Raw genomic sequence first — 25,127 nt, forward strand, 5'->3', positions numbered from 1 at the left:
TGCACCGCAAAACATTCTCCCGGTCAGGAGGCCCTCCCGCCCTTGGACTCCGCCGACGCAGGTGCTATTCCCCCCGGCAAGCCAGTTTTTACCCCCTTGGACACCATCGGATTCCCATGCAAACCGTCAGCCCTCCTCCCTATCAGGACCGGATATCTCCCATGCCGACCGTCGATTCCTCCCGTATGGCAAACGCAATCCGCGCGCTCGCGATGGATGGTGTAGAAAAAGCAAAATCGGGCCATCCTGGCCTGCCCATGGGCACGGCCGACATCGCCACGGTGCTGTTCACCAAGTTTCTGAAATACGACGCCGCCGATCCGCACTGGCCGGACCGCGACCGCTTCATTCTCTCCGCCGGCCACGGTTCGATGCTGCTCTATGCGCTCTTGTACCTGACCGGCTACAAGGAGATGACGCTCGACCAGCTCAAGAATTTCCGGCAGCTCAACTCCAAGACGCCGGGTCATCCCGAGAACTTCATTACCGAGGGCGTCGAAACCACCACCGGCCCGCTCGGCCAGGGTGTCGCCACCTCGGTCGGCTTCGCGCTGGCGGAGCGCCTGCTGGCTGCGGAGTTCGGCAGCGACGTCGTCGATCACTATACCTATGTGCTGTGCTCCGACGGCGATCTGATGGAGGGCATCAGCCATGAGGCGATCGCGCTGGCCGGCCACCTCAAGCTCAACAAGCTGATTTTCCTTTACGATGACAACGGCATCACCATTGACGGACCGATCTCGCTGGCCGACGGCGTTGATCAGGTGGCGCGTTTCAAGGCGTGCGGCTGGGACGCAAGGCGCATCGACGGGCACGATCAGAAGGCGATCGCCGCCGCAATCCGCCGGGCGCAGAAGTCCGACAAACCGTCGCTGATCGCCTGCAAGACCATCATCGGTTTCGGCGCGCCCACAAGGGCTGGCACATCAAAGGCGCACGGCGAAGCGCTCGGCGCGGAAGAGCTCGCAGGCGCGAAGAAAGCCCTTGGCTGGGATTACGGTCCCTTCGAAATTCCCGACGATGTCCTCAAGGCCTGGCGGAGCGCCGGACGCAAGGGCAAGCGGCACAACAAGGAATGGCGCGCGCGCTTCGAGGCGAAGCCGGAGGCGGAGCGAGGCGAATTCAAGCGCCGCGCCATCGACCGCAAGCCGCCTCAAAATCTCGACGAGGTGATCCGCAAGCTCAAGGACAAGCTGGTCGCCGAGCCGCCGACGGTCGCCACCCGCAAAGCCAGCGAACTGGCGCTCGAGGTACTGGTGCCTGCGGTGCCGGAACTGCTGCTCGGCTCTGCCGATCTCACGCCATCCAACAACACCCGCACCAAGGGTCTTAAAGAAGTGGAGCCCGGCCATTATGACGGCCGCTACATCCACTACGGCATCCGCGAACTCGGCATGGCCGCCGCCATGAACGGCATCGCACTGCATGGCGGATATGCGCCGGCTGGCGGCACATTCATGTGCTTCACCGACTATGCCCGGCCGGCGATGCGTGTTTCGGCGCTGGCGCATATTCCCACAATCTACATCATGACCCACGACTCGATCGGGCTCGGCGAGGATGGCCCCACCCATCAGCCGGTCGAACATCTGGCAAGCTTGCGCGCAATGCCGAACATGCGCGTGTTCCGCCCCGCCGACGCGGTCGAGACCGCCGAATGCTGGCAGCTCGCTCTGGAGCGTCCGAAGGGACCGACCGTTCTGGCGCTGTCGCGGCAGAACCTCACGCCGGTGCGCAAGACCGCGCATGCGGACAATCGCTGCGCGCACGGCGCCTATGAACTGGTCGCGGCCAATGGCGAGGCGAAGGTGTCGATTTTCGCGACCGGATCCGAAGTCGAGATCGCCGTCGCCGCGCAGCAGCAACTGTCCCAGCGCGGCATCGCGTCGCGGGTGGTTTCGGTGCCCTCGCTGGAGCTGTTGCTCGAGCAGCCTGAAGACCGCCGCCAGGCCATCATCGGCAAGGCGCCCTTCAAGATTGCCGTGGAAGCAGCCGTGCGCTTCGGGTGGGATGCTGTCATCGGAGCGGACGGTCTTTTCGTCGGCATGCACAGCTTCGGCCACAGCGCTCCTGCCAAGGACCTCTACAAGCATTTCGGCATTACCGCCGAAGCCGTGGTCAAGGCAGTGGAGACACGCCTTGGCTGAGGTTGAGATTGCCTCAAAATCAAAAAGGCGCTAGCTAAAACCGTGGAACGGATTTGGCATTCGCTGCTCGGTCGATCATGGGCTCCTGATGCGAATGGCAATATCAGAATTCCACTGGCAACTTACATTTGCTAGTGGTCCCTGTGATTTCAACATTCGGCAAAGATGCCCGCTGAAACGGGCATTCGAATGCTAAAATCGGACCGCTAGACATTACCAATGGTCGCGGCCTGGCAGAACCAGGCGAAAAGGCGTTGACGCTGCGCGCGGAAACTGCGGTGCGCGCAGACACGTCACTCATTTGAAGGAGAATGAAGATATGGCAGTCCGGGTCGCAATCAACGGGTTTGGCCGCATCGGCCGCAATGTTTTGCGCGCCGTTTACGAGGCCGGCCGCGACGAGATCGAGATCGTCGCCATCAACGATCTCGGCCCGGTGGAAACCAACGCGCATCTGTTGCGCTTCGACTCGGTGCACGGCCGCTTCCCCTTCGAAGTGAAGGTCGAAAGCGACAGCATCGTGATCGGCAAGAACAGAACCAAGGTGACCGCCGAGCGCGATCCGTCGAAACTGCCCTGGAAGGAACTCGGCATCGACATCGCGATGGAGTGCACGGGCCTGTTCACCGCGAAAGAAAAAGCCTCCGCGCATCTCACTGCCGGCGCCAAGCGTGTGCTGGTATCGGCCCCGGCCGAAGGCGCCGACATGACCGTGGTCTATGGCGTCAACCACGACAAGCTGTCGAAGGACCATCTGGTGGTTTCGAACGGATCCTGCACCACCAACTGTCTCGCTCCGGTGGCGAAGGTCCTCAACGATCTGGTCGGGATCGAAACCGGATTTATGACCACGATCCACGCCTATACTGGCGACCAGCCGACGCTCGACACCATGCACAAGGATCTTTATCGCGGCCGCGCCGCGGCTCTCTCGATGGTCCCGACCTCGACCGGCGCCGCGAGAGCGATCGGATTGGTGTTGCCGGAACTGAAGGGCAAGCTTGACGGCGTTGCCATCCGCGTGCCGACGCCGAACGTCTCGGTCGTCGATCTCAAGGTGGTCGCCAAGAAGGAGACCACCGCCAAGGAGATTAACGAGGCGATGAAGCGGGCGGCATCTCAGGAGCTGAAGGGCATCCTCGGCACCACGGACCAGCCCAATGTCTCGAGCGACTTCAACCACGATTCGCACTCCTCGACGCTCCACATCGACCAGACCAAAGTGCAGAACGGCACGCTGGTGCGCGTGCTGTCGTGGTACGATAACGAATGGGGCTTCTCCAACCGCATGACTGACACCGCCGTGGCGATGGCGAAGCTGATCTGAGACCATGGATCCGGCGCATCGCGGCGCAAGCGCCGCGATGCAGAACCGGCGCCGTTCAAACCGCAACTTTTTCCGCGTGGCAGTCCCGATTTGCGGCACACCGTACACGCGGCACCGTGTCCGGGGCATCCAACCATGACAAATTCCTTCCGCACCCTCGATGACGTTGACGTTCGCGGAAAGCGCGTTCTGCTGCGCGTCGACCTCAACGTCCCCATGGAACAAGGGCGCGTTACCGACGCCACGCGGTTGGAACGGGTAGCGCCGACGATCAAGGAAATCGCCGACAAGGGCGGCAAGGCGATCCTGCTGGCGCATTTCGGCCGGCCCAAGGGTCCCGACCCCAAAAATTCGCTGCGGCCGGTCGCGGCGGAACTCGCCAAAGTGCTCGGCAAGCCGGTCGCGTTCGCCGACGACTGCGTCGGCGAGTCGGCGCAAAAGGCGATTTCCGAGATGAAGGATGGCGACATCCTGTGCCTTGAAAACACTCGCTTTCACAAGGAAGAGGAAAAGAACGATCCGGCCTTCGTCGCCGAACTCGCCAAGCTCGGAGATATCTGGGTCAACGACGCCTTCTCGGCCGCGCATCGCGCCCATGCCTCGACCGAAGGTCTCGGCCACAAGCTGCCGGGCTATGCCGGACGCACCATGCAGGCCGAACTCGAAGCGCTCAACAAGGCGCTCGAAGCGCCGACCAAGCCCGTCATCGCCGTGATCGGTGGCGCAAAGGTCTCGACCAAGATCGACCTCCTGGAGAACCTCGTCAACAAGGTCGATGCGCTGGTGATCGGCGGCGGCATGGCCAACACCTTCCTGCACGCGCAGGGTGTCAACATCGGTAAATCGCTGGCGGAAAAGGATCTCGCGGCGACCGCACTGCGTATCATGGAGAAAGCCGAAGCCGCCAACTGCGCCATCATCCTGCCGGTGGATGCGACGGTAGCATTCCATTTCGCCGCCAACGCGCCCTCCCACGCCTACGGACTCGACGCCATTCCTGCGGAGGGCATGATTCTCGATGTCGGACCGCAGTCGGTGGAACGCGTTCACTCGGCCATCGACGACGCCGCGACGCTGGTTTGGAACGGCCCGCTCGGCGCGTTCGAGCTGTCGCCTTTCGATCGCGGCACCGTGGTCGCGGCAAAACACGCGGCAGAACGTACCAAGGCTGGAAAGCTGGTGTCGGTCGCCGGTGGCGGCGACACGGTCGCGGCGCTGAACCAGGCTGGCGTAGCCGGCGACTTCACCTATGTCTCTACGGCCGGCGGCGCCTTCCTGGAGTGGATGGAGGGTAAGCCGCTGCCCGGCGTGGAGGTGCTAAGGGCAAAATGACGCTGCTCCTCGCGGCAAAATGAGTTGCGATATCAGAAAGTCGCAACTCTGATGCCTGCCTGATCCTCAAAACCGGCCTCCATCGGAGGTCGGAAGAGTGTATGCAGGAGGAGCCGCTCATGAATCTCGCTGACCTCAACAACGTGGCGCAAGCCATGGTCGCGCCGGGCAAAGGCATTCTCGCCGCCGACGAATCCTCTCCCACCATCACCAAACGGTTCAATGCCATCGGTGTGACATCCACCGAGGAAAGCCGGCGCGACTATCGCGAGATGATGTTCCGTGCCACCGACGCCATGACGAAATATATCTCCGGCGTCATCCTCTATGACGAGACCATCTGGCAGAACGCCAGGGACGGCACGCCTCTGATCAAGCTGATCCAGCGGGCCGGCGCCATTCCCGGCATCAAGGTCGACGAAGGCACGCAACCCTTGCCCGCCTGCCCCGGCGAACTCGTGACCGTCGGACTGGACCGGCTCGCGGAGCGCCTGAAAAAATACTACGATCAGGGCGCACGTTTCGCGAAATGGCGAGCGGTGATCGATATCAACGCGGCGGGCGGCATCCCGACCATGACCGCGATCGGTGTCAACGCCCACGCCCTCGGACGCTACGCGGCGCTGTGCCAGGCTGCCCAGATCGTACCGATCGTCGAGCCCGAGGTGCTGATGGACGGCGATCACGACATCGATCGCTGTTTTGAGGTCACGACGCGCGTCCTCAATGTAACGTTTCAGGAATTGCGCAAGCAGCGCGTCGCGCTGGAAGGCATGATCTTGAAGCCCAACATGGCGATCGCGGGCAAGAAGAGCGCCAGGCAGGCATCCGTGGAGGAGGTTGCGGAAAAGACGGTGCGGATGCTGAAGGCCTGCGTGCCGGCTGCCGTCCCCGGCATCGCCTTCCTGTCCGGCGGACAGTCCGACGAGGAGGCCACTGCCCATCTCGATGCCATGAACCGGATGGGAAACCTGCCGTGGAAACTTACCTTCTCCTACGGCCGCGCGTTACAGGCGGCACCGCAGAAGGCGTGGTCCGGCAAGCCCGAGAACGTCGCCGCAGGGCAACGGGCTCTTATCCACCGGGCGCGGATGAACTCGCTCGCAACCAAGGGAGAGTGGAAAGCCGAACTGGAGGAGAAAGCCGCGTGAGACGGGACAATCGGCTCCCGGACCCTTGCCGATTCAAACAGAAGAGGAGGGAGAATCAGACAGAGCACGCTCGCGCGAGCGCGCGGCTGTCTTTGATACTCCCTACTCTGCGGCGACAGAACGCGAGGTATGTTCCTGACGATATTCACTCCAGGCTTGCCGCAAGATTTGAGCCGCTGAGGTGAGGAAGATTTCGGCCATGATCGCGGCGACGATCAAATCCGGCCACGCGGTGGCGGTACTCCAGACTCCGAAGGCTGCAAGCATCACCATCACATTGCCGATGGCGTCGTTACGAGAGCAGAGCCAGACCGACCGTACATTCGCGTCGCCATCCTTGTACGGTACAAGCAGACCAGCCGAGGCGAGGTTGGCCGCCAGGGCCATAAAGCCGATAACGCCCATGACCTCGGCGCTCGGACGATGGAAGGTTCGCACAATCGGCGGACAAAACTGCTACGAAGAACAACGGTGCCTTGACCTTCGAAGACCGATCACAGAAGGGAGTTCTGCTCAAACGCCTGTCTATGATTTGCCCTTGCCGGCATGACGCGGCAACCGGGTTTTGAAGATCGATACTTTGATCACGAGCCGGAGAAGGTGTTCGCCCTGATGTCGCGATGATTTTGGATCAAATCGATTCAAGATCATGAACGTGACCCGCAAAAAGGCGAAGCTGCTAGAATCTTTTGCCGCTGCTCACGCATAATGTCGACGAAAATGTCCTGGCATTGAGCCTCTCGCTTTCACCTGTTCGGCTATCTGAGACCCTTCCGATGCTCGCGAAATCAGCCTCCCTCCGCCCCGCACCGCGTCTCTATCTGGCCACGCCGGTGATCTGCGATCCGACAGGGATCATGACGCCACTGGCCGATGCGCTGGCATCCGCGGACATCGCCGCCGTGCTGATGCGGCTCGCGCTCTCCGATCCACGCACAATGATATCGCGCATCAAGGCGCTTGCGCCTTTGATCCAGAACAGCGGCGCTGCGCTTTTGCTTGATGGCCACGCCGATCTGGTCGCGCGGTCCGGCGCCGACGGCGCGCATCTCGCCAGCATCGAGGCGTTGCAGGAGGCGATGCCCGCACTGAAACCCGACCGCATCGTCGGCGCCGGCGGCCTGCCGACGCGCCATGACTCCATGGTCGCTGGCGAGACCGGCGCCGACTACGTGCTGTTCGGCGAGCCGGACAAGACCGGCGATCGGCCGTCCGCGGAAGCGATCGCGGATCGGCTGGCATGGTGGGCCGAATTGTTCGAGCCGCCCTGCGTTGCTCACGCCGCGAACCTCGATGAAGCGCAGCTTTTCGCGGCATCGGGCGCGGATTTCGTGCTGGTCGGCGACATCATCTGGAACGACCCGCGCGGCGCGGCGGCCGCGCTCGCGGATATCGCAACCGCAATCGGCCAAGGTTACGGACCACAAGGAGGCGCGCAACGCGCGAACCATCCTCATGGCGTCAGGGGCGCCGGATGATTGTCCTGCGTCCCGTCGCCATACTGATTGGCGTTCTCATGTTCGGGGAAAGTGCGCTGGCGCAGCTTCAGCCAGCTCCGGCGGCCGCCGGCAAGAGCATCAAGACGAAGACCATCATGCCGGTGCCGCCGACGCCACCCGCCAGGCCCGAACCGGACCGCAAAACAGACGCGCAAGCCCCTGACGATCCGAATGCAGATCTGGTCTACGGCGCCTATCAGCGCGGCCTCTACAAGACCGCGTTCGATCTCGCGTTGAAGCAGGCACAGGAGGACAAGGCTCCCGCCGCCATGACCATGCTCGGCGAGCTCTATGCCAATGGTCTCGGGGTCAAGCGCGACTATGGCAAGGCGATCGAATGGCATCAGCGCGCGGCCAATCTGGGCGATCGCGAAGCCATGTTCGCGCTCGCCATGCTACGCATCAGCGGGCGCGGCGGACCGCCAGACAGGGCGGGCGCCGTGAAATGGCTGGCCGCGTCCGCCAAGCTCGGTCAACCCAAGGCCGCCTACAACCTGGCGCTTCTCTATATGGACGGGCAAACGCTGCCGCAGGATTTCAAGCGCGCGGCCGAGCTGCTGCGATTCGCAGCCGACGCCGGCAGCCCGGAAGCGCAATATGCGTTGGCGACCTTCTACAAGGAGGGCACCGGCGTTGAAAAAAATCTCTACAAGTCAGTGCGGCTGTTGCAGGCGGCCTCGCTCGCCGGCAACGTCGATGCCGAAGTCGAGTACGCGATTGCGCTGTTCAACGGCAGCGGCACCGGAAAGAACGAGGCCGCCGCGGTATCGCTGCTGCGCAAAGCCGCGAGACAGAACAGTGCGATCGCTCAAAATCGTCTCGCCCGGGTCCTCGTCACAGGTATGGGCGCGCCGATGGACAAGATCGAAGGCCTGAAATGGCATATCGTGGCGAAAACCGCAGGCAAGGGCGATCTGATGCTTGACGAGGCGCTGGCGCAGGCAACGCCCGAAGAACGCGCCAATGCGGAGAGCGCCGCCCGCAAATGGCTTGGAATCAAATGAACCGCTTGACGGGGACCCGTTCGCAGGGCACCCAGACCCATCATCCATCCTGAGCCCTATCATGCTGCAATCCGCTCTCATGAACGTCATGGTCAAGGCTGCGCGCCGCGCAGGCCGGAGCCTGAAACGCGATCTCGGCGAAATCGAGAATCTTCAGGTATCGCTGAAGGGGCCTGCGAATTTCGTGAGTCTTGCGGACAAGCGCGCGGAAGATATCCTGTATGAGGAACTCAGCAAGGCGCGTCCCGGCTACGGCTTTTTCGGCGAGGAAGGCGGTAACCGCGAGGGCACGGACAAGAGCCACACCTGGATCGTCGATCCGCTTGACGGCACCACCAACTTCCTGCACGGCATTCCGCATTTCGGGATATCAATCGGCCTGCAGCGCGACGGCGTGCTGATCGCCGGCCTCGTTTACAACCCCGCCAATGACGAACTCTACACCGCGGAGCGCGGCAAGGGCGCCTTTCTCAACGATCAGCGGCTACGCGTGTCGGGGCGCCGCCAGATGAACGACTGCGTTATCGCTTGCGGCCTGCCGCATATCGGACGCGGCGACCATGAGTTGTCACGACGGGAGATGGCCGCGCTGCAGCCGAAGGTAGCGGGCCTGCGGCGCTTCGGCGCGGCCTCGCTTGATCTCGCCTTTGTCGCGGCGGGCCGCGTCGACGGCTACTGGGAGCGCAACCTGCAGCCGTGGGATATTGCGGGCGGACAAATCATCGTCCGGGAGGCTGGCGGCATTGTCAGCGGCATCCAGGGCGATGACGATCCGCTCACGACCGGCGATGTGATCTGTGGCAACGAATTCGTTCACGCCGAACTCGTGAAGATCATCAAGCCGCTGGGATAGCGAACGTCACAAGCCGGCGCAACGCTTCGGGTCGGGATCATGCCCTATTCCGCCGGACGCAGCGGCGCCGGCGGTCCATGGACTTCCGGCGCGCCCGCCGGCTCCAGTCCACTCTTGTCGCGCCCAAGCACGCGCATCACGACGACGTAAAACACCGGCACCATCAACAGCGCCAGCACCACCACCGCGATCATGCCGCCCATCACGCTGGTGCCGAGCGCCTGCTGGCTTGCTCCGCCTGCACCGCTGGCGACGACCATCGGCAGCACGCCGGAGGCGAAGGCAAAGCCTGTCATCAAGATCGGACGGAAGCGCAGCGCGCACGCCTCCATTGTGGCGTCGACGAGCGGCTTGCCCTGCGCCCGCAAATCCTTGGCGAATTCGACGATGAGGATGGCGTCCTTGGCCGCCAGGCCGATGATGGTCACGAGTCCGACGGTGAAATAAACATCGTTGGCAAGCCCGCGCCCGGTTGCCGCCAGCACCGCGCCGCAGATCCCTAGCGGCACCGTCAACAACACCGCGAGCGGAATGGTCCAGCTTTCATAAAGCGCAGCCAGGCAGAGGAACACCACCAATGCCGAAAGCGCGAGCAGGAACGGCGCCTGTGATCCCGACAACTTTTCCTGCAACGACTGACCCGTCCATTCATAGCCGAAACCGCGCGGAAGGCGATCGGCCAGCCGCTCCATCTCGGCGATGGCGTCGCCGGAGGTAAAGCCGGCCCGCGCCTCGCCGGTGATGCGCATTGACGGATAGTAGTTGAAGCCGACGATCTGTGTCGGCCCCTTCGACCATTCGATAGAGGAGAAGGAGGAGAAGGGGACCAGCCGCCCGCTGCTGTTCTTGACGTTGTAGTTGAGGATGTCTTGCGCCGTGGTGCGGCCGTCACGATCCGACTGCACGATCACGCGCTGCATTCGCCCACGGTTGGGGAAGTCGTTGACATAGGTCGAGCCGAGATTGGTCGACATGGTATCGTTGATGTCCTCGAACGTGACCCCGAGAGCGCTGGCCTTCTCGCGGTCGATCATGAGATTGACCTGCCCCGCCGACGGCAAACCCTCGACATAGACGTTCTGCAAGATCGGACTGGCGTTGGCCGCGGCGATCAACTGATTGGTCGCCTGCAACAACGCCGGGTAGCCTTTCTGGCCGCGATCCTGAAGACGGAAGCTGAAACCGGAGGAATTGCCGAGGTTGTCGATCGGCGGCGGCTGCAGCGCGGTGATCTTGGCGTCGCGCAGCGATAGCGCCAGATCACGATTGGCGTCAGCAACGATATTCGCGGCTGAGTCCTTCTCAGGACGTTCGGACCAGTCTTTCAGGGTGATGAACGCTTGCGCCGTGTTCATGCCCTGCCCCGAAAAGGCGAAACCGGTCAGGAAAGTGACATCCTGAATCCCAGGCCGTTGGGCCAGGTATCTCTCGACCGCCTCCACCGCCGCTTCGGTCCGCCCGTGGGATGAATCCGCCGGCGTCTGCACGTCGGTGGTGATGAAGCCCTGATCATCCACCGGCAGAAAGCCGGCAGGCAATCGAACGAAGGCCCAAACGAGGGCGCCAACCAGAACGGCGTAAATCAGCATCAGGCGTCCGGTTCGCCTGAGCGACCAGCCGACGGTCGAGACGTAGCGGCCGCGCACGCCCTCCAGCGCGCGATTGAACCAGCCGAACAAGCCTTTGCGGGCATGGGCGTGTCCGGCCTCCGCCGGCTTCAGCAGCGTGGCGCACAGCGCCGGCGTCAGCGACAGCGCCATCAGGGCAGAGAAACCGATCGCGGCAACCACCGTGACGGAAAACTGCCTGTAGATAATGCCGACAGAGCCCGGAAAAAACGCCATCGGCACGAACACCGCCATCAGCACCAGCGTGATGCCGACGATGGCGCTCGTGATCTGCGACATCGCCTTGCGCGCCGCCTCCCTGGGCGGCAGCCCCTCCTCCGCCATGATGCGTTCGACATTCTCCACCACGACGATGGCGTCGTCGACCAGAATGCCGATCGCCAGCACCATGCCGAACATCGTCAGCATATTGATGGAATAGCCGGCGATTAGCAGCACCGCACAGGTGCCGAGCAGCGCGACCGGCACCACGACGGTCGGAATAATCGTGTAACGGATGTTCTGCAGGAACAGGAACATCACCAGGAACACCAGCACCACCGCCTCGATCAGCGTATGCACGACCTTTTCGATCGAGGCCTCCACCACGGGCGTGATATCGTAAGGGATGCTGTAGGCGATATTCGCCGGAAAGAACTTCGAAAGTTCCTTCATCTTGGCTTCCACCGCGCTCGCGGTGGCAAGCGCGTTGGCGCCCGGTGCGAGCAGCACCGAAAGACCCGCGGTCGGCTTGCCGTTGAGGCGGGTGGTGAATCGGTAATCCATGCCGCCGACCTCGACCCGCGCCACGTCGCGCAGGCGCACGGTGGAGCCATCGCGGTTGGCGCGCAGCAGGATGGAGCCGAATTCCTCGGGCGTGGTGAGTTGCCCCTTCACCAGCACCAGCGCCGCGGTTTTCTGCCCTGCCCGGCTCGGCGGCCCTCCGATGCTGCCCGAAGCCACCTGCGCATTCTGCGCCGCAATCGCCTTGGTGACGTCTTCCGACGTCAGATCGTAGCCAACGAGCTTTTCTGGATCGAGCCAGACGCGCAACGAGCGTTCGGTGGAGAACAGCGTGGCCCGGCCGACACCGGGAATACGCCGGATTTCCCCGATGATGTTACGCGTCATGAAGTCCCCGAGGCCGACCTCATCCAGACTGCCGTCTGTCGAACGCAGCGTGATGATCTGCAACACCGCGCTCGAGGCCTCCTGGACCAGGATGCCTTCCTTCAGCACAGCCGCGGGAAGGCGAGCCTCGATGCGCTTGATGCGATTCTGCACGTCCACCGAGGCGAGAGCAGTGGAGGTGCCGGGAACAAAGAACGCGGTGATCTCGACTTGTCCCAGAGAATCACTGGTGGATTCGAAATTAAGGATGCCCGACGCGCCGTTGAGTTGTTCTTCGATCAGTCGCGTGACGCTGTTATAAAGGTTCTCCGGCGAGGCGCCGGGATACACGGTTGCGACCGAGATCGAAGGCGGCGCGATGATGGGATATTGCGCGATGCCCAGGAATGGAATCGAAATCACGCCGATCAAACAGATGAATAGCGCGACGACCCACGCGAAGATCGGCCGGTCGATGAAGAAAGCCGGCATGCTGCGTTACTGCCGGGCGGACGCCGTCTCGCCGGGCGTCGCTACGGTGTCGCGCGAAGCATCGGCTTCCGCCCACATCAGGGTGCGAACTTTGTCGCCTGCCGTGAACTTCTGAAAGCCCTCGACCACGACGCGGTCGCCCGCATTCAACCCATCGCTGACCATCGAATAGCCGTGCTGGACGGCATCCGTCCGGATCGGACGCGCGATGACGCGATCGTCGTCCTGGACGACAAAGACCTCGCTACCGCCGCTGGAGTCGCGCTGGACCGCCTGCTGCGGGACGGCGATCGCATCACTGTCGACGCCCTGCTCCAACAGCACGCGAACGTACATACCCGACAGCAATTCGCGCTTCGGATTTGGAAATTCGCCGCGTAAGGTCACCTGCCCGGTCGAGGCATCGACCTTGGCCTCGGAAAACAGAAACTTTCCGGCCAGTGGGTAGAGCGTTCCATCGTTGAGCACGAGGCGGACCTTTGCAGCGCCAGGCGCGATGCGCTCCAGTTCTCCCGTCTCGAACGCACGACGCAGATTATTCAGCTCCGACACGGACTGGGTGAAGTCGGCATAAATCGTGTCGAGCTGCTGCACCGTCGCGAGGCTCGCCGCGTCGTTCTGCACGACGAGCGCGCCCTCGGTCACCTGAGCCGCGCCGACCACACCGTCAATCGGCGCGCGAATGGTGGTGTAAGCAAGATGGAGCCGCGCCCGCGCCAGGTCCGCCTTGCGGCCAGCGACATCGGCCGCTGCCTGACGCATATTGGCGATCGCCTTCTCGTTCTCGGCCTCGGAAGTGGCGTGCCGGGCGGTCAGCTTCTCGATACGTCTCGCATGGTGCGAGGCCTGTTCGAATACGGCGTTAGCCTTTGCCAGGGCTGCCTCCGCGGCCTGCACTTCGACCGCGAACGGCTCTGGATCGATCTGATACAGCGGATCGCCGGCCTTCACTTCGCTGCCCTGCTGGAACAACCGCTTGGTGATAATGCCGGAAACCCGTGGGCGCACTTCCGCAACCCGTAATGGCGAGATTCGGCCCGGCAGTTCGCGCACGATCGCGTGCGGTTTTGGAACCACCGTGACGACGCTGACTTCAGGAGTGACCGCTTTCACCGAAGCTTCAGCCGTAACGGGCTCGTCACAGCCGCCAAGGAGCGGCGACAACCCAGCAAGCAGGACAGCCGCCAACGTCAGTCGCAAATTGAATCTCGGCATTGGAACCTGGAAACCTCATAATTCGGCAAGCAAAGTACGAATCCGCCCTGGGCGAAGCGCGATGCTTCGCAGTCCGATGCGCGCGAATCCGTATCATCCCCACAGGGGAGGTTAGACGAGAACGACCGCGATGCAATATGATTTGTTGGCGGCGCAATGTCACATACCGCTATCGCGTTGAGATCGTTCCGGTTTCTTGGATTCAAACAGTCGTGATCCAGGTTCCGTTCAAATTGAAAGAAAATGGTAACGACAGTCTTTCCGAATGCGCTGTTTTGTCGCGATGACCTCAAGCAGAAGGATCGACCAGCACGGCACGCCAAAAGCTCCGCGCATTGTTCTTGGCGAAATCTCGACGCAAGAAATACGCCGCGATTGAAACTCTTTGCGCCGCGGGGCGGATGACTTGGCAAAATCGATAACTTGGCAAAATCGGTGGAAGAGCTATTTGTTGCCGGCGACGCCGTGCCATAATGCGGCTTACTCAACCTCCTTGCTCTCTTGATGGGTTAAGCACGCTCGCTCATGGCGCCAGGCATTGCCCCCCGCTCCGCACCGGAGATCGAACAGACCAAGCTGGCGCCACCCCGGATATTTCTGGTGCGTATGGTCGTGTTCATCGTGCTGTGCGCGCTGGTGCTGATCGTTCTCTACAAGCAGACCGTTTCCGCGTTCTTCGCCAACCCCAGTCTCAACGCGCTGATCGTAGGCGTCCTGACGATCGGAATCGTTTTTGCCTTCCGGCAAGTGATCCGGCTTTATCCGGAAATCGCGTGGGTCAACAATTTCCGCGTCGCCAATCGGGGCCAGGCTTCTGACCGAAGGCCGCGATTGCTGGCTCCGATGGCCGCGATTCTCGGCGGCGAACGCACGGGGCAGGTGTCGATCTCGCAGCAGACCATGCGGCATCTGCTCGATTCCATCGCCACGCGGCTCGACGAAGCCCGCGACATCTCCCGCTACATGACGGGTCTGTTGGTATTCCTGGGCCTGCTCGGCACGTTCTGGGGCTTGATCGAAACCGTCGGCTCTGTCGGCAAGGTGATCGACGGCCTGAGAGTCGGCGGCGACACCGGATCCCTGTTCGAGACGCTGAAGGAAGGCCTTGCCGCGCCGCTCGGCGGCATGGGCATTTCGTTTTCGTCGTCGCTTTTCGGCCTCGCCGGATCGCTCATTCTTGGTTTTCTCGATCTGCAATCGAGTCAGGCGCAGAACCGCTTCTATACCGACCTCGAGGACTGGCTCGCCACCACCGTTCGCGAATATCGCGACAAGGCCCGGGCCGATCCGGCGGCCGAGATAAAGGCTGCGATCGAGCGGCTTGGCGCCACCGTCGAGAAGGCGGGATCCGGTCATGAGACCACCTCCGCAATGGCCAGCCTCGCAGAAGCCATTCAGGGGCTCGTCAACCATATGCGGAGCGAACAACAGTTGATCCGCGAATGGGCGGACGAACAGGGCGAGCAAAACCGCGAGATCAAGAAGCTGCTTCAGCACCTAGCACAACCGCCGGACAACGATCAGCTGACCGTCCCGTTTACCCCGACCGCCGCTCCGCGGCCGGCGCCTCCCTCCGCAGAGGGAGAGGCATAATCTAAGAGAAACATCATGGCCCTAGCACGCGGGCGCCGGAATGAGAGTGGATTCAACTACTGGCCGGGATTCGTCGATGCGCTCTCCACGCTGGTGCTCGCGATCGTTTTCCTGCTGTCTGTATTTCTGGTGGTGCAGTTTTTCCTGTCGCAGGAAGTCACGGGCAAGGACAAGGCGCTGGAACAACTTAATGCCAGGATCGCCCAGTTGACCGATCTGCTGTCGCTGGAAAAGCTCGGCAAGGTCAGTCTCGGCGACGAAGTCAGCCAGTTGCGTGCGGGCCTCGCATCGGCCGAAGCCGAGCGCGATCGGATCAAGGGACTCTATGAGGGCCTCGCCGGCGCGGGTAACGATGCCGCGGGCCGCAACAGCCAATTGAACAAGGCGCTGGATTCCGAAAAGCAGATTTCGGCTCGTGCGCTGGCGCAGGTCGAGGTGCTGACACAGCAGATCAGCGCGCTGCGCCGGCAACTGGCGGCGCTGGAGGACGCGCTCGACGCATCCGAGAAAAAGGACAAGGAATCGCAGAATCGCATCGCCGATCTCGGCCAGCGGTTGAACGTTGCGCTGGCAAAGCGCGTGCAGGAGCTGTCCCGCTACCGTTCGGAATTCTTCGGACGTTTGCGCGCCATTCTCGGTAACCGGCCGGATATCAGAATTGTCGGCGACCGTTTCGTTTTCCAGTCAGAGGTGTTCTTCGAGACCGCGCAGGCGATTTTGCTGCCGGAAGGGAAGTCCGAGCTCGATAAGATTGCCAACGCGCTGACCGATCTCGACAAACAGATCCCGAGCGAGATCGCCTGGGTGCTGCGCGTGGACGGCCACACCGATGTCAGGCCCATCAACAGCCCGGTCTTCAAGTCGAACTGGGACTTGTCGGCGGCGCGCGCGATCTCGGTGGTGCAGTATCTGGTCTCGCGCGGCGTGCCGCCGCAACGCCTCGTTGCCGCGGGCTTTGGCGAATTCCAGCCGCTCGATCCCGGCACGACGGACGACGCATACAAGCGCAACCGCCGTATCGAGCTGAAGCTGACGGAGCGGTGATATCCTTATGCGATCCCCCATCGCCATGGCCGGGCTTATCCCGGCCATCCCCATCTTGCCGTGCCGCAAAAAAGAAAGACATGGATACCCGGCACGATAGGGCCGTGTTCGAGCCGATGAAGCCGGACCCGAGTGTCGGGCAAAACGGCGGTGTTTGAATGACGGCCTCGTTTCAGCTCCACCCCTACCGTGCCTCCGACGAGGACGCCGCGATCGCGCTGTGGGCGGCGACGTGGCAACAAGCCTATCCTGAGATCGATTTCGCGGCGCGCCTGCCGTGGTGGCGCGAACGCTGGCGCAACGAACTGGTGCCGAACGCCGCAATCGTCGTCGCCCGGCGATCCGGCGATCTCGTCGGCTTCGTCACCATCGACAGCGAAGGCTATCTCGACCAGCTCGTGGTCGATCCGGCGCATTGGGGCGGCGATATCGCGAACGCACTGATGAATGAGGCGAAACGCCTGTCACCCGCGGGAATCACGCTCAAGGTCAACGCCGACAACACGCGCGCCATACGCTTCTACGCGCGCAACGGCTTCGAACATGCAGGCGAGGATGTGAATCCGATTTCCGGACGGCCGGTCAACCGCATGGAATGGAAGCCGTGAGGAAATAAGACCTCACACCCCCTCGAACTGCAGCCGCGCCAGCCGGGCGTATAGTCCATTCGCCGCCACGAGCGAGGCGTGAGTCCCCTGCTCCACGATCCGTCCGTGATCCATGACCATGATCCGGTCGCAGGAAAGTACCGTTGCGAGGCGATGCGCTATGACCAGCGTCGTGCGATGGCGCATCAGTTCCTCCAGCGCGGTCTGCACCAGGGTTTCGGATTCGGCATCGAGCGACGACGTCGCCTCATCCAGCAGCAATAGAGGCGCGTCGCGCAGGATTGCGCGGGCGATGGCGATGCGCTGGCGTTGTCCGCCGGACAGCGTCACGCCGCGCTCGCCGAGCAACGCCTCGAAGCCGCCGGGCAACCGGCGGATGAACTCGGTGGCATGGGCAAGCTCGGCGGCACGCTCGACCTCGGCGTCGGAGGCATCCGGCCGGCCGAAGCGGATATTCTCGCGGGCGGACGCGGCAAAGACCACCGACTCCTGCGGCACCAGCGCAATGCGCGCGCGAACCTCGCACGGATCGGCTGCTCGCAGCGGAACGCCATCGAAGGAGATGGTGCCCGAAGCAGGATCGTAGAACCGCAGCAAAAGATGAAACAGCGTACTTTTTCCCGCGCCTGACGGGCCGACAATGGCAACCTTCTCACCGGCCTTTACGGCAAGCGAGACGCCATCAAGCACCTTGACCTGCGGGCGCGACGGATAGGCAAAGCTGACGTTGTCCAGCGTGACATCGCCGCGCGCAGGGACCGGCAGAGCGCGCGGCGCCGGCGGCGCCGCGATCACCGGCTTGACGCGAAGCAGCTCGAACAGACGCTCGGCCGCGCCGGAAGCGGCGGCGACCTCGCCCCAGACTTCACTGAGCTGGCCTAGACCGGTCGCTGCGAAAGCGGCATACAGCACGAACTGGCCGAGTCGGCCCGGCGTCATGCTGCCCTCAAGGACGTCGCGAGACCCGATCCAGAGAATCAGGACCACGCTGGTGAAGACGATAAAGATGATGATCGCGGTCAGCACGGCACGAGCGCGCGCCGAATTGCGCGCCGCGACATAGGCCTGCTCGACTTCGCCGCCGAAACGCGCATCGGCAAGCCGTTCGTTGGTATAGGCCTGCACCGTCCTGATCCCGCCGACCAACTCGGAGGCATAGGCGGTGGCGTCCGCAAGATTGTCCTGCGCGTTCCGCGACAGGCGGCGCACCCAGCGTCCGAATGCGACCAGCGGCACGACGATCAACGGGATCGCCGCCAGCACCAGTCCGGACAGGCGCGGACTGGTGATGACCATCATCGAGACCGCGCCGACGAACAGCACCAGGTTGCGCAACGCAACCGATATCGAAGAGCCGACGGCAGACTTGATCTGGGTCGTATCGGCGGTCAGCCGCGAGACCAGTTCGCCACTGCGGGCGGTGTCGAAAAACACAGGCGACAGGGAGATCAGGTGGGCGAAAACGTCGCGCCTCAGATCGGCGACGATGCGTTCGCCGGTGGTGGTCACCAGAAAATAACGCGCCGCGCTGGCGCCGGCGAGGACGGCGACGACGCCGATCATCATCGTGAAGTAGCTGTTGATCATCGCAACGCCTTCGGACGTAAAACCGAAGTCGATGATCCGGCGCACCGCGAGCGGCACCACCAACGTCGTCAGTGCGGCAACGACCAGGGCGACAAGCGCAAGCAGCGCCCGACCGCGGTAGCGGGCGATATAGGGCAGGAGCGCGAGCAGCGGGCGCAACCGTGCGCCGCCGCGGGCTCCGGCGTCCGGCGGCGAGGCCTGATCCGCCACGGCTGGTCCGGCCGGCTCGGGCCCAGCCTTCAAGGGACCATCGAGCGGCAGGGCGACAGCCGCGGATTTCGAGGTATTCTCACGCACTTCTACCGAACTCATCGCCTGACCATGCCATTGCTGATAAGGCACCTAATATGCCCCCCAGCGCACGCTGGCAAATGCGCAGGCGCGCTTGTCCGTCAAACTTTGGTGCGATATAGAGCGGACCGGATCCGCCCCAAATCGTCAGCCTTGCAAGGACACGTCATGAAAGCCGAAATTCACCCGGATTATCATACAATTAAGGTCGTGATGACCGACGGCACGGAGTATCTGACCCGTTCCACCTGGGGCAAGGACGGCGATACCCTCAACCTCGACATCGATTCGAAGTCGCACCCTGCCTGGACTGGCGGTTCCCAGCAGATTCTCGACCGCGGCGGTCGCGTCTCCCGGTTCCAGAAGAAATTCTCGGGCTTCCTCAAGAAGGGCTGAGTTCAGAACTCAATCATAGATTGCAGCATTGCGAGGCGCATCACGCCGGACAATCTGGAAGTTCTGATGGGACGGTTAGGGTCGAGCGCGTTCTGTCAATGAGCCCGTTTCCATCATAGGGCGAGGCGCGCGTGCGTGTTTCGCCCTATAGCGTTTTCAAGCGAAGTGGACGCCGGTTCGCTTGAAGAAAACGCGTCAAATCAAAATCATAGAGCCCGCTTCTGATTCCATCAGAAGCGGAAAAGCTCTCATGAAAACATCCGCTGCCAGAAAGAATACGGCAAGCCTGCTCTTTCTTCGCTGCGACTTTACTCGGCGGATTCAGCTGACCTGACGTTCAAAAGCTTCCTTGAGGCGGTTGAGTTGCGACACCAGCGGATTACCGACCGTTCCGCGCTCGACGGGCGGCGCATGGATGGTGGTATCGAGACGCCGGACCCGCGCCTGCAAGTTCATCGATCGTTCGATCAGGTCCTGCAACTGCCAGGGTAATTTTGCGATCATGTCCTGCGGACCTGGATCCGCCGCCGTCAGCTTGACCCTGGTCTTTTCGCGATTGGCCTGCGCCAGCGTCATCTCGCCCTCCTTCACGGCGCGATGCAGCAGGAGCCATGATGCGAGCTGCATCAGCCGCGTGGTCAGCCTCATGCTTTCGGTGGCATAGGTCAGGCTGACTGAACGTTCGAGCGCCTTCGCCTCGGTGCGGCCTTCACCATCAAGATAGGCAGCGGTTTCCTCCACCAGATCCATGCCTTCCCGGAACAGGGTCGTGAACACGGAAGAACCGGCGAGACGTTCACTGAACTGAACAAGGCCGGTGTCGGCTGTCGATGGATCGAACATAATTCACGCCTCACGCAATCAGGGCACTTGTACCGCCAGGCAGGGAATCCGGTTAACCGCTAGAAAATACTTTCGATCAATAACTTACGCGCATTCTGAGGGTAACGTCCGGTATTTCCATTTTATCCGCCGCCAGCTTCCTCGCGCCAGCTTATAATGAATAAATCATTGCGCGCCGCGGAGCGGGAGTCCAGCGCTAGGTATCGGCAAGGGTTAAATAAGGGTTAATATTCAAAGCGGCTCGACATTGCGAAAAAATGACGCAAAGCAACCCAGCAAAATGACGCGGGCAAAAAAAGAGCCGCCGTTTCCGGCGGCCTGAAGTTGATAACAGGGAGGCGTCAAACAGAGTGGACAGGAAGCCACTCGGTGTCCAATGAAGGACATTTCAGTCATAGACGGGAAAGCTTAATTAATCGTAAACGAACGAATTTCTTCAGCTTTTGTTTGCAGTTTGGGCAAGGTGACTCGTCGCTCTATCCGTCCTATGCCCGAACGGAAGGAGGAAACTTCTCAGGACTTGAAAAAGCGGTCGGCAGCATCCTTCGAAGCACGTTTCTTTGCTTCAGCAGCCCGCAGGCGCTCGATCTCCGCCGTCAGCAGCGCGATGCGCTCGCCGAGTTCGTCGACCGAAAGCAGCGAAAGGTCCTGCCCGATCTCGTGAGCGATCCTTTTCCTGGGTTTGTCGTCATCCTCGAGGGCCATGCATCCTGCTCCGCTGTCAGTTATACGCGTGAAGCGCGGTTCAGACCGCAGCCGGCTATCCGGAGCCGCTTCGGACGGAACGAGAAGCGAGTAAGCTCGATGATTTGTTCCGACGCGTTTTCACGCTACGCCGGTATCCACTCGCTCGAAAACGCTGTAGTCAGGAATCCCGTTGATTTTCCGCGTTTTCCGGGGACAAACCATGGAAAAGCCACCAGCGCAAATGACCGCCATCGGGATTAGCAAACCCGGTGGCCCGGAGGTTCTTGTACCGGAGATTCGTCCGGTTCCATTACCCGGTCCGAACGAAATTCTGATCAAGGTCGCGGTGGCCGGCGTCAACCGGCCGGACATTTTGCAGCGTTCCGGCCACTATCCGCCGCCACCGGGCGCCAGCGATCTGCCTGGCCTGGAGGTCGCCGGCGAGATAGCTGCGCTTGGCGAGGGAGCAGACAAGTATCAGATCGGCGACAAGGTGATGTCGCTGGTCTCGGGCGGCGGATACGCACAATACTGCGTTGCGCATGAATCGATCGCGATGCCGGTCCCCCTCGGTTTCTCCATGATTGAGGCCGGCGCGACACCGGAAACACTGATGACGGTGTGGCACAATGTGTTCGAGCGCGGCGCGCTGAAGTCCGGGGAGACGCTGCTGATTCACGGCGGTTCATCGGGCATCGGCACCATGGCGATTCAACTCGCCAGGGCGTTTGGCGCAAGGACCATCGTGACCGTCGGATCCAGAGAGAAGGCCGACGCCTGTCTCAGGCTCGGCGCCGATCACGCCATCAACTACAGGCTCCAGGATTTCGTCGCGGAGGTAACGGCGGTGACGGCCGGCGCAGGCGCCGATCTCATCCTCGATATGGTCGGGGGCGACTATATCGAGAAGAACTACGATGCCGCGGCGATCGAGGGCCGCATCGTGCAGATCGCGTTTCTCGGCGGCGCGAAGACAACCGTTAATTTCGCCAGGCTGATGGTGAAGCGGCTGCATCACACCGGTTCGACGCTGCGGCCGCGTTCGGTGGCCGACAAGGCCGCGATGGTCGGCGCCATCGAAGCCAGAGTGCTGCCCTTGATGCGTGAGGGACGAATCAAGCCGCTGATCGACAGCAGCTTCCCGCTCGATAAGGCGGCGGAAGCTCACCGGCGGATGGAAACCAGCGCGCATGTGGGCAAAATTGTGTTGACGGTTTAGATTTCCGCGAACCTGCGGGAGTCTATAATTCCTTTTGAAATTATGTCATCTATCTCGCGCGGTCGACGGGTTCGGCAAGAGCAGGTGGCGGGTTTGCACGGGTTCGCTTCCATTCCTGTGACATGCAGGATCGTCTCCGCGCGGGTCTCGATCTCCGCGCGCGCATCAAGGCGGACTGTATTGTTGAACGTGGGGAAATGACATTGCATGCGGTCAGGTGGCTTGCGTGGCTTACGCTGGCCTTCATGATTTTCGTCGCGGCATCGCCGGCACGCGCAGTCGACGCCGTCAGCGTCCGCAGTGACGCGCCCGCTATCGACCTCACCGCCATCCTCGATCATCAGCACAGCGACTCCGACCGCATTCAGGTCTCGACCGCGCCCGGCACCGACGGCATCGTCCGCCGCGTCGAGGTGCGAGCGCGGGAAGGCGGTCAGAACTGGGTGGTTTTCGCGCTCGCCAACAACACCGACGATCAACTGGATCGCCTGATCGTCGCACCGCATTATCGCCTCGTGTCTTCGGGACTGCTTTGGCCGGATCTCGGACAATCGCGCATCGCGACCATCACGCCATCGACCGGTGATCGTCCGGAGCGGCAGGAGAGCGCCACCGCCGACGTCTTCCGCATCACGCTCGATCCGGGCGCCGTTATTACTTTCGTCATGGAACTGCGCACCGACAAGCTGCCGCAGCTTTATCTTTGGGAACCCGACGCCTATAAGGACAAGATCAATTCCTTTACCCTGTATCAGGGCATCGTCATCGGCATCTCCGGACTGCTGGCGCTGGTGTTGACCATCCTGTTCGTGGTCAAGGGAAGCATCATGTTTCCTGCCGCCGCGGCGCTTGCCTGGGCGGTCCTGGTCTATATCGGCGTGGATTTCGGCTTCTGGGGCAAGGTGCTGGACATGCCGGCGGGCGCTGAACGCGTCTGGCGCGCCTCAGGCGAGGCAATTCTCGCAGCGACGCTGCTCGTATTCCTGTTCGCCTATCTCAATCTCAATCGCTGGCACGTGCGCTATGCGCATATCACCCTTGGCTGGCTAGCCTTCCTCGGCTCGCTGGTGGCGCTTGCCCTGTTCGATCCGGCGGTGGCTTCGGGCATCGCGCGGATGTCGCTCGCGCTAATCGCCGTATTCGGCTTCGGACTGATCGTCTATCTCGCGGTTCACGGCTTCGATCGCGCCGTCTTGCTGATCCCGACCTGGTTCCTGTTGGTGGTGTGGGTCGCCGCCGCCGGAATGGCGATTGAAGGCGAAGTCATCAACGACATCGTGGGCCCTGCCCTGCTCGGCGGCCTGGTGCTGATCGTGATGCTGATCGGATTCACGGTGATGCAGCATGCTTTCGCTGGCGGAGGCGGCGCTTCGGGCGTCGTATCCGATATCGAGCGCCGCGCGCTCGCCTTGACCGGCGCGGGCGATCTGGTCTGGGACTGGGACGTCTCGGCCGATAAGGTCTTTACCAGTCCCGAAACCGAAAGCCTGCTCGGCCTGAAGCGCGGTACGCTCGAGGGGCCGGCGGCGGCCTGGCTGGAAGTGCTGCATCCGCTCGATCAGGACCGGTTCCGCGCCGCGCTGGACAGCGTGCTCGAACAACGCCGGGGACGGCTGGTGCAGGACTACCGGCTGCGCACGTCGGACGGCCACTTCATGTGGTTCGCGCTCAAGGCGCGCCCGGTGGTAGGATCCGACGGCGAGGTTTCACGCGTGGTCGGAACCCTCACCGACGTCACCGACACGAGGAAAGCCGAGGAGCGGATGCTGCACGATTCGGTGCACGACAATCTGACCGGCCTTCCCAACCGCAAGCTTTTCATCGACCGTCTCAACGCGGTCGCAACCTTCGCCAAGACCATGCCGAGCCTGCGGCCGACCCTGATGGTGATCGACCTCGACCGCTTCAAGCAGGTCAACGACTCCGTTGGCGTCGCGGTCGGGGATTCGATCCTGCTGACGCTGGCGCGGCGGTTGACGCGTATCCTGAAGCCACAGGATACGCTGGCGCGAATTGCCGGCGATCAGTTCGGCCTCATCCTGATGTCGGAGCAGGACCCGCCCCGCATCACCGCGTTCGCCGAAACCATCCGCAAGACCATCCGCGCGCCCATCACCTTCAACGACCGCGAAATCTTCCTGACCGCCTCGATCGGACTCGCGTTGAGCGATCCTCAGACGCAACTGACGCAAGAGATCATCAAGGATGCTGAACTTGCGATGTACCATTCCAAAAGGATCGGCGGCGATAGGATCGACGTTTACAAACCCGCGATGCGTGCCCGGAAAAACGACCGGCTATCGCTCGAGGCGGATTTGCGGCGCGCCATCGAGCGGCGTGAGCTGGCGATCCTGTACCAACCTATCGTCCGGCTGGAGGATCGCTCGATCGCAGGTTTTGAAGCGCTGGCGCGATGGGATCACCCCAAGCTTGGGCGGATGGCGCCGGACGAATTCATCACCATCGCCGAGGAAGCCGGCCTGATTGTCGATCTCGGGACGTTCGTGATGGACCAGACCGCGCGCCAACTCGCGGTCTGGCAGCGCGCCATCCGGTCGCAGCCACCGATTTTCGCCAGCGTCAACGTCTCGTCGCGCCAATTGCTGCGGCACGATCTGATCCACGACATCCGCTCGGTGCTTTCGCGCTCATCAATCGCGCGCGGCACGCTGAAGCTTGAACTGACAGAATCGCTTGTCATGGAAAATCCCGAACATGCAGCGCAGATGCTGCAACGGATTCGCGAACTCGGCGTCAAGCTCTCGCTTGATGATTTCGGCACGGGTTATTCCTCGCTCTCGTACCTGCAGCGTTTCCCGTTCGATACGATTAAGATCGACCAGTCGTTCGTGCGCACCACAACCCATGGCACGCGGCCTGTCATTCTCAAGTCGATCATCGCACTGGCGCACGATCTCAGCATGGATGTAGTCGCCGAAGGCGCCGAAACCGATTCTGATGCGGTGGAACTCTATCAACTGGGCTGCGAATACGCGCAAGGCTTCGCTTTCGGCGAGCCGATGGACGCCGACGCGACTATGCGGCTCCTGGCTCAGGAGCGGCTTGAGGCGGCGAGCTAAGACTGGCGGGCGGGAAGGCCGAAAGGCAAAATCTCGGCTCGC

Annotated in this window: 18 protein-coding genes and 1 pseudogene; 13 read left to right on the forward strand and 6 right to left on the reverse strand. The window is 62.2% G+C overall.

Annotation, left to right across the window (positions count from 1 at the left end; translation table 11 throughout):
• The first annotated feature begins 161 nt into the window (after positions 1–161).
• The 4 genes from tkt (at position 162) to NB311A_RS12845 (ending at position 5,957) form a co-directional block, all read left to right on the forward strand.
• Positions 162–2,147, forward strand: coding sequence for a transketolase (gene tkt / locus NB311A_RS12830; protein ID WP_009799006.1), 1,986 nt, complete (start codon positions 162–164; stop codon positions 2,145–2,147).
• Positions 2,148–2,466: 319 nt separating this feature from the next.
• Entirely contained in the window at positions 2,467–3,474 is a 1,008-nt protein-coding gene (gene gap / locus NB311A_RS12835) for a type I glyceraldehyde-3-phosphate dehydrogenase (RefSeq protein WP_009799007.1), read from the forward strand.
• A 135-nt stretch (positions 3,475–3,609) separates the two neighbouring features.
• Positions 3,610–4,806, forward strand: coding sequence for a phosphoglycerate kinase (gene pgk / locus NB311A_RS12840; RefSeq protein ID WP_009799008.1), 1,197 nt, complete (start codon positions 3,610–3,612; stop codon positions 4,804–4,806).
• 119 nt (positions 4,807–4,925) lie between these two features.
• Positions 4,926–5,957 (forward strand): class I fructose-bisphosphate aldolase, encoded by a 1,032-nt coding sequence (locus NB311A_RS12845; protein WP_040675216.1) that lies wholly within the window; start codon positions 4,926–4,928, stop codon positions 5,955–5,957.
• 102 nt (positions 5,958–6,059) lie between these two features.
• On the opposite strand, the pseudogene NB311A_RS12850 reads toward NB311A_RS12845, so the two are convergent.
• A pseudogene (locus tag NB311A_RS12850) lies at positions 6,060–6,377 on the reverse strand (cation transporter); the annotation flags it as partial.
• Positions 6,378–6,733: 356 nt separating this feature from the next.
• On the opposite strand from NB311A_RS12850, the gene NB311A_RS12855 reads away from it, so the two are divergent.
• From NB311A_RS12855 to NB311A_RS12865, 3 genes are all read left to right on the forward strand, one after another.
• On the forward strand, positions 6,734–7,435 hold the full coding sequence (locus NB311A_RS12855; protein WP_009799012.1) for a thiamine phosphate synthase: 702 nt from the start codon (positions 6,734–6,736) through the stop codon (positions 7,433–7,435).
• Complete coding sequence (locus NB311A_RS12860; RefSeq protein ID WP_009799013.1) at positions 7,432–8,460, forward strand: tetratricopeptide repeat protein; 1,029 nt, start codon at positions 7,432–7,434, stop codon at positions 8,458–8,460. The genes NB311A_RS12855 and NB311A_RS12860 overlap by 4 nt, the downstream gene beginning before the upstream one ends.
• A 61-nt stretch (positions 8,461–8,521) precedes the next feature.
• On the forward strand, positions 8,522–9,313 hold the full coding sequence (locus NB311A_RS12865; protein WP_009799014.1) for an inositol monophosphatase family protein: 792 nt from the start codon (positions 8,522–8,524) through the stop codon (positions 9,311–9,313).
• Positions 9,314–9,357: 44 nt separating this feature from the next.
• On the opposite strand, the gene NB311A_RS12870 is transcribed toward NB311A_RS12865, so the two are convergent.
• Positions 9,358–12,522, reverse strand: coding sequence for an efflux RND transporter permease subunit (locus NB311A_RS12870; RefSeq protein WP_009799015.1), 3,165 nt, complete (start codon positions 12,520–12,522; stop codon positions 9,358–9,360).
• A 6-nt stretch (positions 12,523–12,528) separates the two neighbouring features.
• Entirely contained in the window at positions 12,529–13,737 is a 1,209-nt protein-coding gene (locus NB311A_RS12875) for an efflux RND transporter periplasmic adaptor subunit (RefSeq protein WP_009799017.1), read from the reverse strand.
• A 525-nt stretch (positions 13,738–14,262) separates the two neighbouring features.
• Between NB311A_RS12875 and NB311A_RS12880 the strand changes: the two genes are divergently transcribed.
• The 3 genes from NB311A_RS12880 (at position 14,263) to NB311A_RS12890 (ending at position 16,982) form a co-directional block, all read left to right on the forward strand.
• The gene (locus tag NB311A_RS12880; protein WP_009799019.1) at positions 14,263–15,330 is read left to right on the forward strand and encodes a flagellar motor protein MotA; all 1,068 of its coding nucleotides are present in this window, start codon (positions 14,263–14,265) and stop codon (positions 15,328–15,330) included.
• 15 nt (positions 15,331–15,345) lie between these two features.
• Positions 15,346–16,374: a peptidoglycan -binding protein gene (locus tag NB311A_RS12885; protein WP_009799020.1), complete on the forward strand. Its 1,029-nt coding sequence runs from the start codon at positions 15,346–15,348 to the stop codon at positions 16,372–16,374.
• A gap of 158 nt (positions 16,375–16,532) precedes the next feature.
• Entirely contained in the window at positions 16,533–16,982 is a 450-nt protein-coding gene (locus NB311A_RS12890) for a GNAT family N-acetyltransferase (protein ID WP_009799021.1), read from the forward strand.
• A 12-nt stretch (positions 16,983–16,994) separates the two neighbouring features.
• Here NB311A_RS12890 and NB311A_RS12895 read toward each other — a convergent pair whose 3' ends face one another.
• Positions 16,995–18,881, reverse strand: a complete 1,887-nt coding sequence (locus tag NB311A_RS12895; RefSeq protein ID WP_083780460.1) for an ABC transporter transmembrane domain-containing protein — start codon at positions 18,879–18,881, stop codon at positions 16,995–16,997.
• A 147-nt stretch (positions 18,882–19,028) separates the two neighbouring features.
• Here NB311A_RS12895 and rpmE point away from each other — a divergent pair, with 147 nt between their 5' ends.
• The gene (gene rpmE / locus NB311A_RS12900; protein ID WP_009799023.1) at positions 19,029–19,256 is read left to right on the forward strand and encodes a 50S ribosomal protein L31; all 228 of its coding nucleotides are present in this window, start codon (positions 19,029–19,031) and stop codon (positions 19,254–19,256) included.
• Positions 19,257–19,577: 321 nt separating this feature from the next.
• On the opposite strand, the gene NB311A_RS12905 is transcribed toward rpmE, so the two are convergent.
• A complete protein-coding gene (locus tag NB311A_RS12905) occupies positions 19,578–20,099 on the reverse strand; it encodes a DUF1465 family protein (protein ID WP_009799024.1) in 522 nt (173 codons plus the stop codon).
• 513 nt (positions 20,100–20,612) lie between these two features.
• On the reverse strand, positions 20,613–20,804 hold the full coding sequence (locus NB311A_RS12910; protein WP_009799025.1) for a DUF1192 domain-containing protein: 192 nt from the start codon (positions 20,802–20,804) through the stop codon (positions 20,613–20,615).
• Between the two features lie 202 nt (positions 20,805–21,006).
• Here NB311A_RS12910 and NB311A_RS12915 point away from each other — a divergent pair, with 202 nt between their 5' ends.
• Together NB311A_RS12915 and NB311A_RS12920 are read left to right on the forward strand one after the other, a co-directional pair.
• Entirely contained in the window at positions 21,007–22,005 is a 999-nt protein-coding gene (locus tag NB311A_RS12915) for an NAD(P)H-quinone oxidoreductase (protein WP_040675066.1), read from the forward strand.
• A 197-nt stretch (positions 22,006–22,202) separates the two neighbouring features.
• Complete coding sequence (locus tag NB311A_RS12920; RefSeq protein WP_040675222.1) at positions 22,203–25,085, forward strand: EAL domain-containing protein; 2,883 nt, start codon at positions 22,203–22,205, stop codon at positions 25,083–25,085.
• Positions 25,086–25,127: the final 42 nt, after the last annotated feature.

Origin of the sequence: Nitrobacter sp. Nb-311A (genome assembly GCF_000152905.1) — a bacterium.
Classification (GTDB): domain Bacteria; phylum Pseudomonadota; class Alphaproteobacteria; order Rhizobiales; family Xanthobacteraceae; genus Nitrobacter.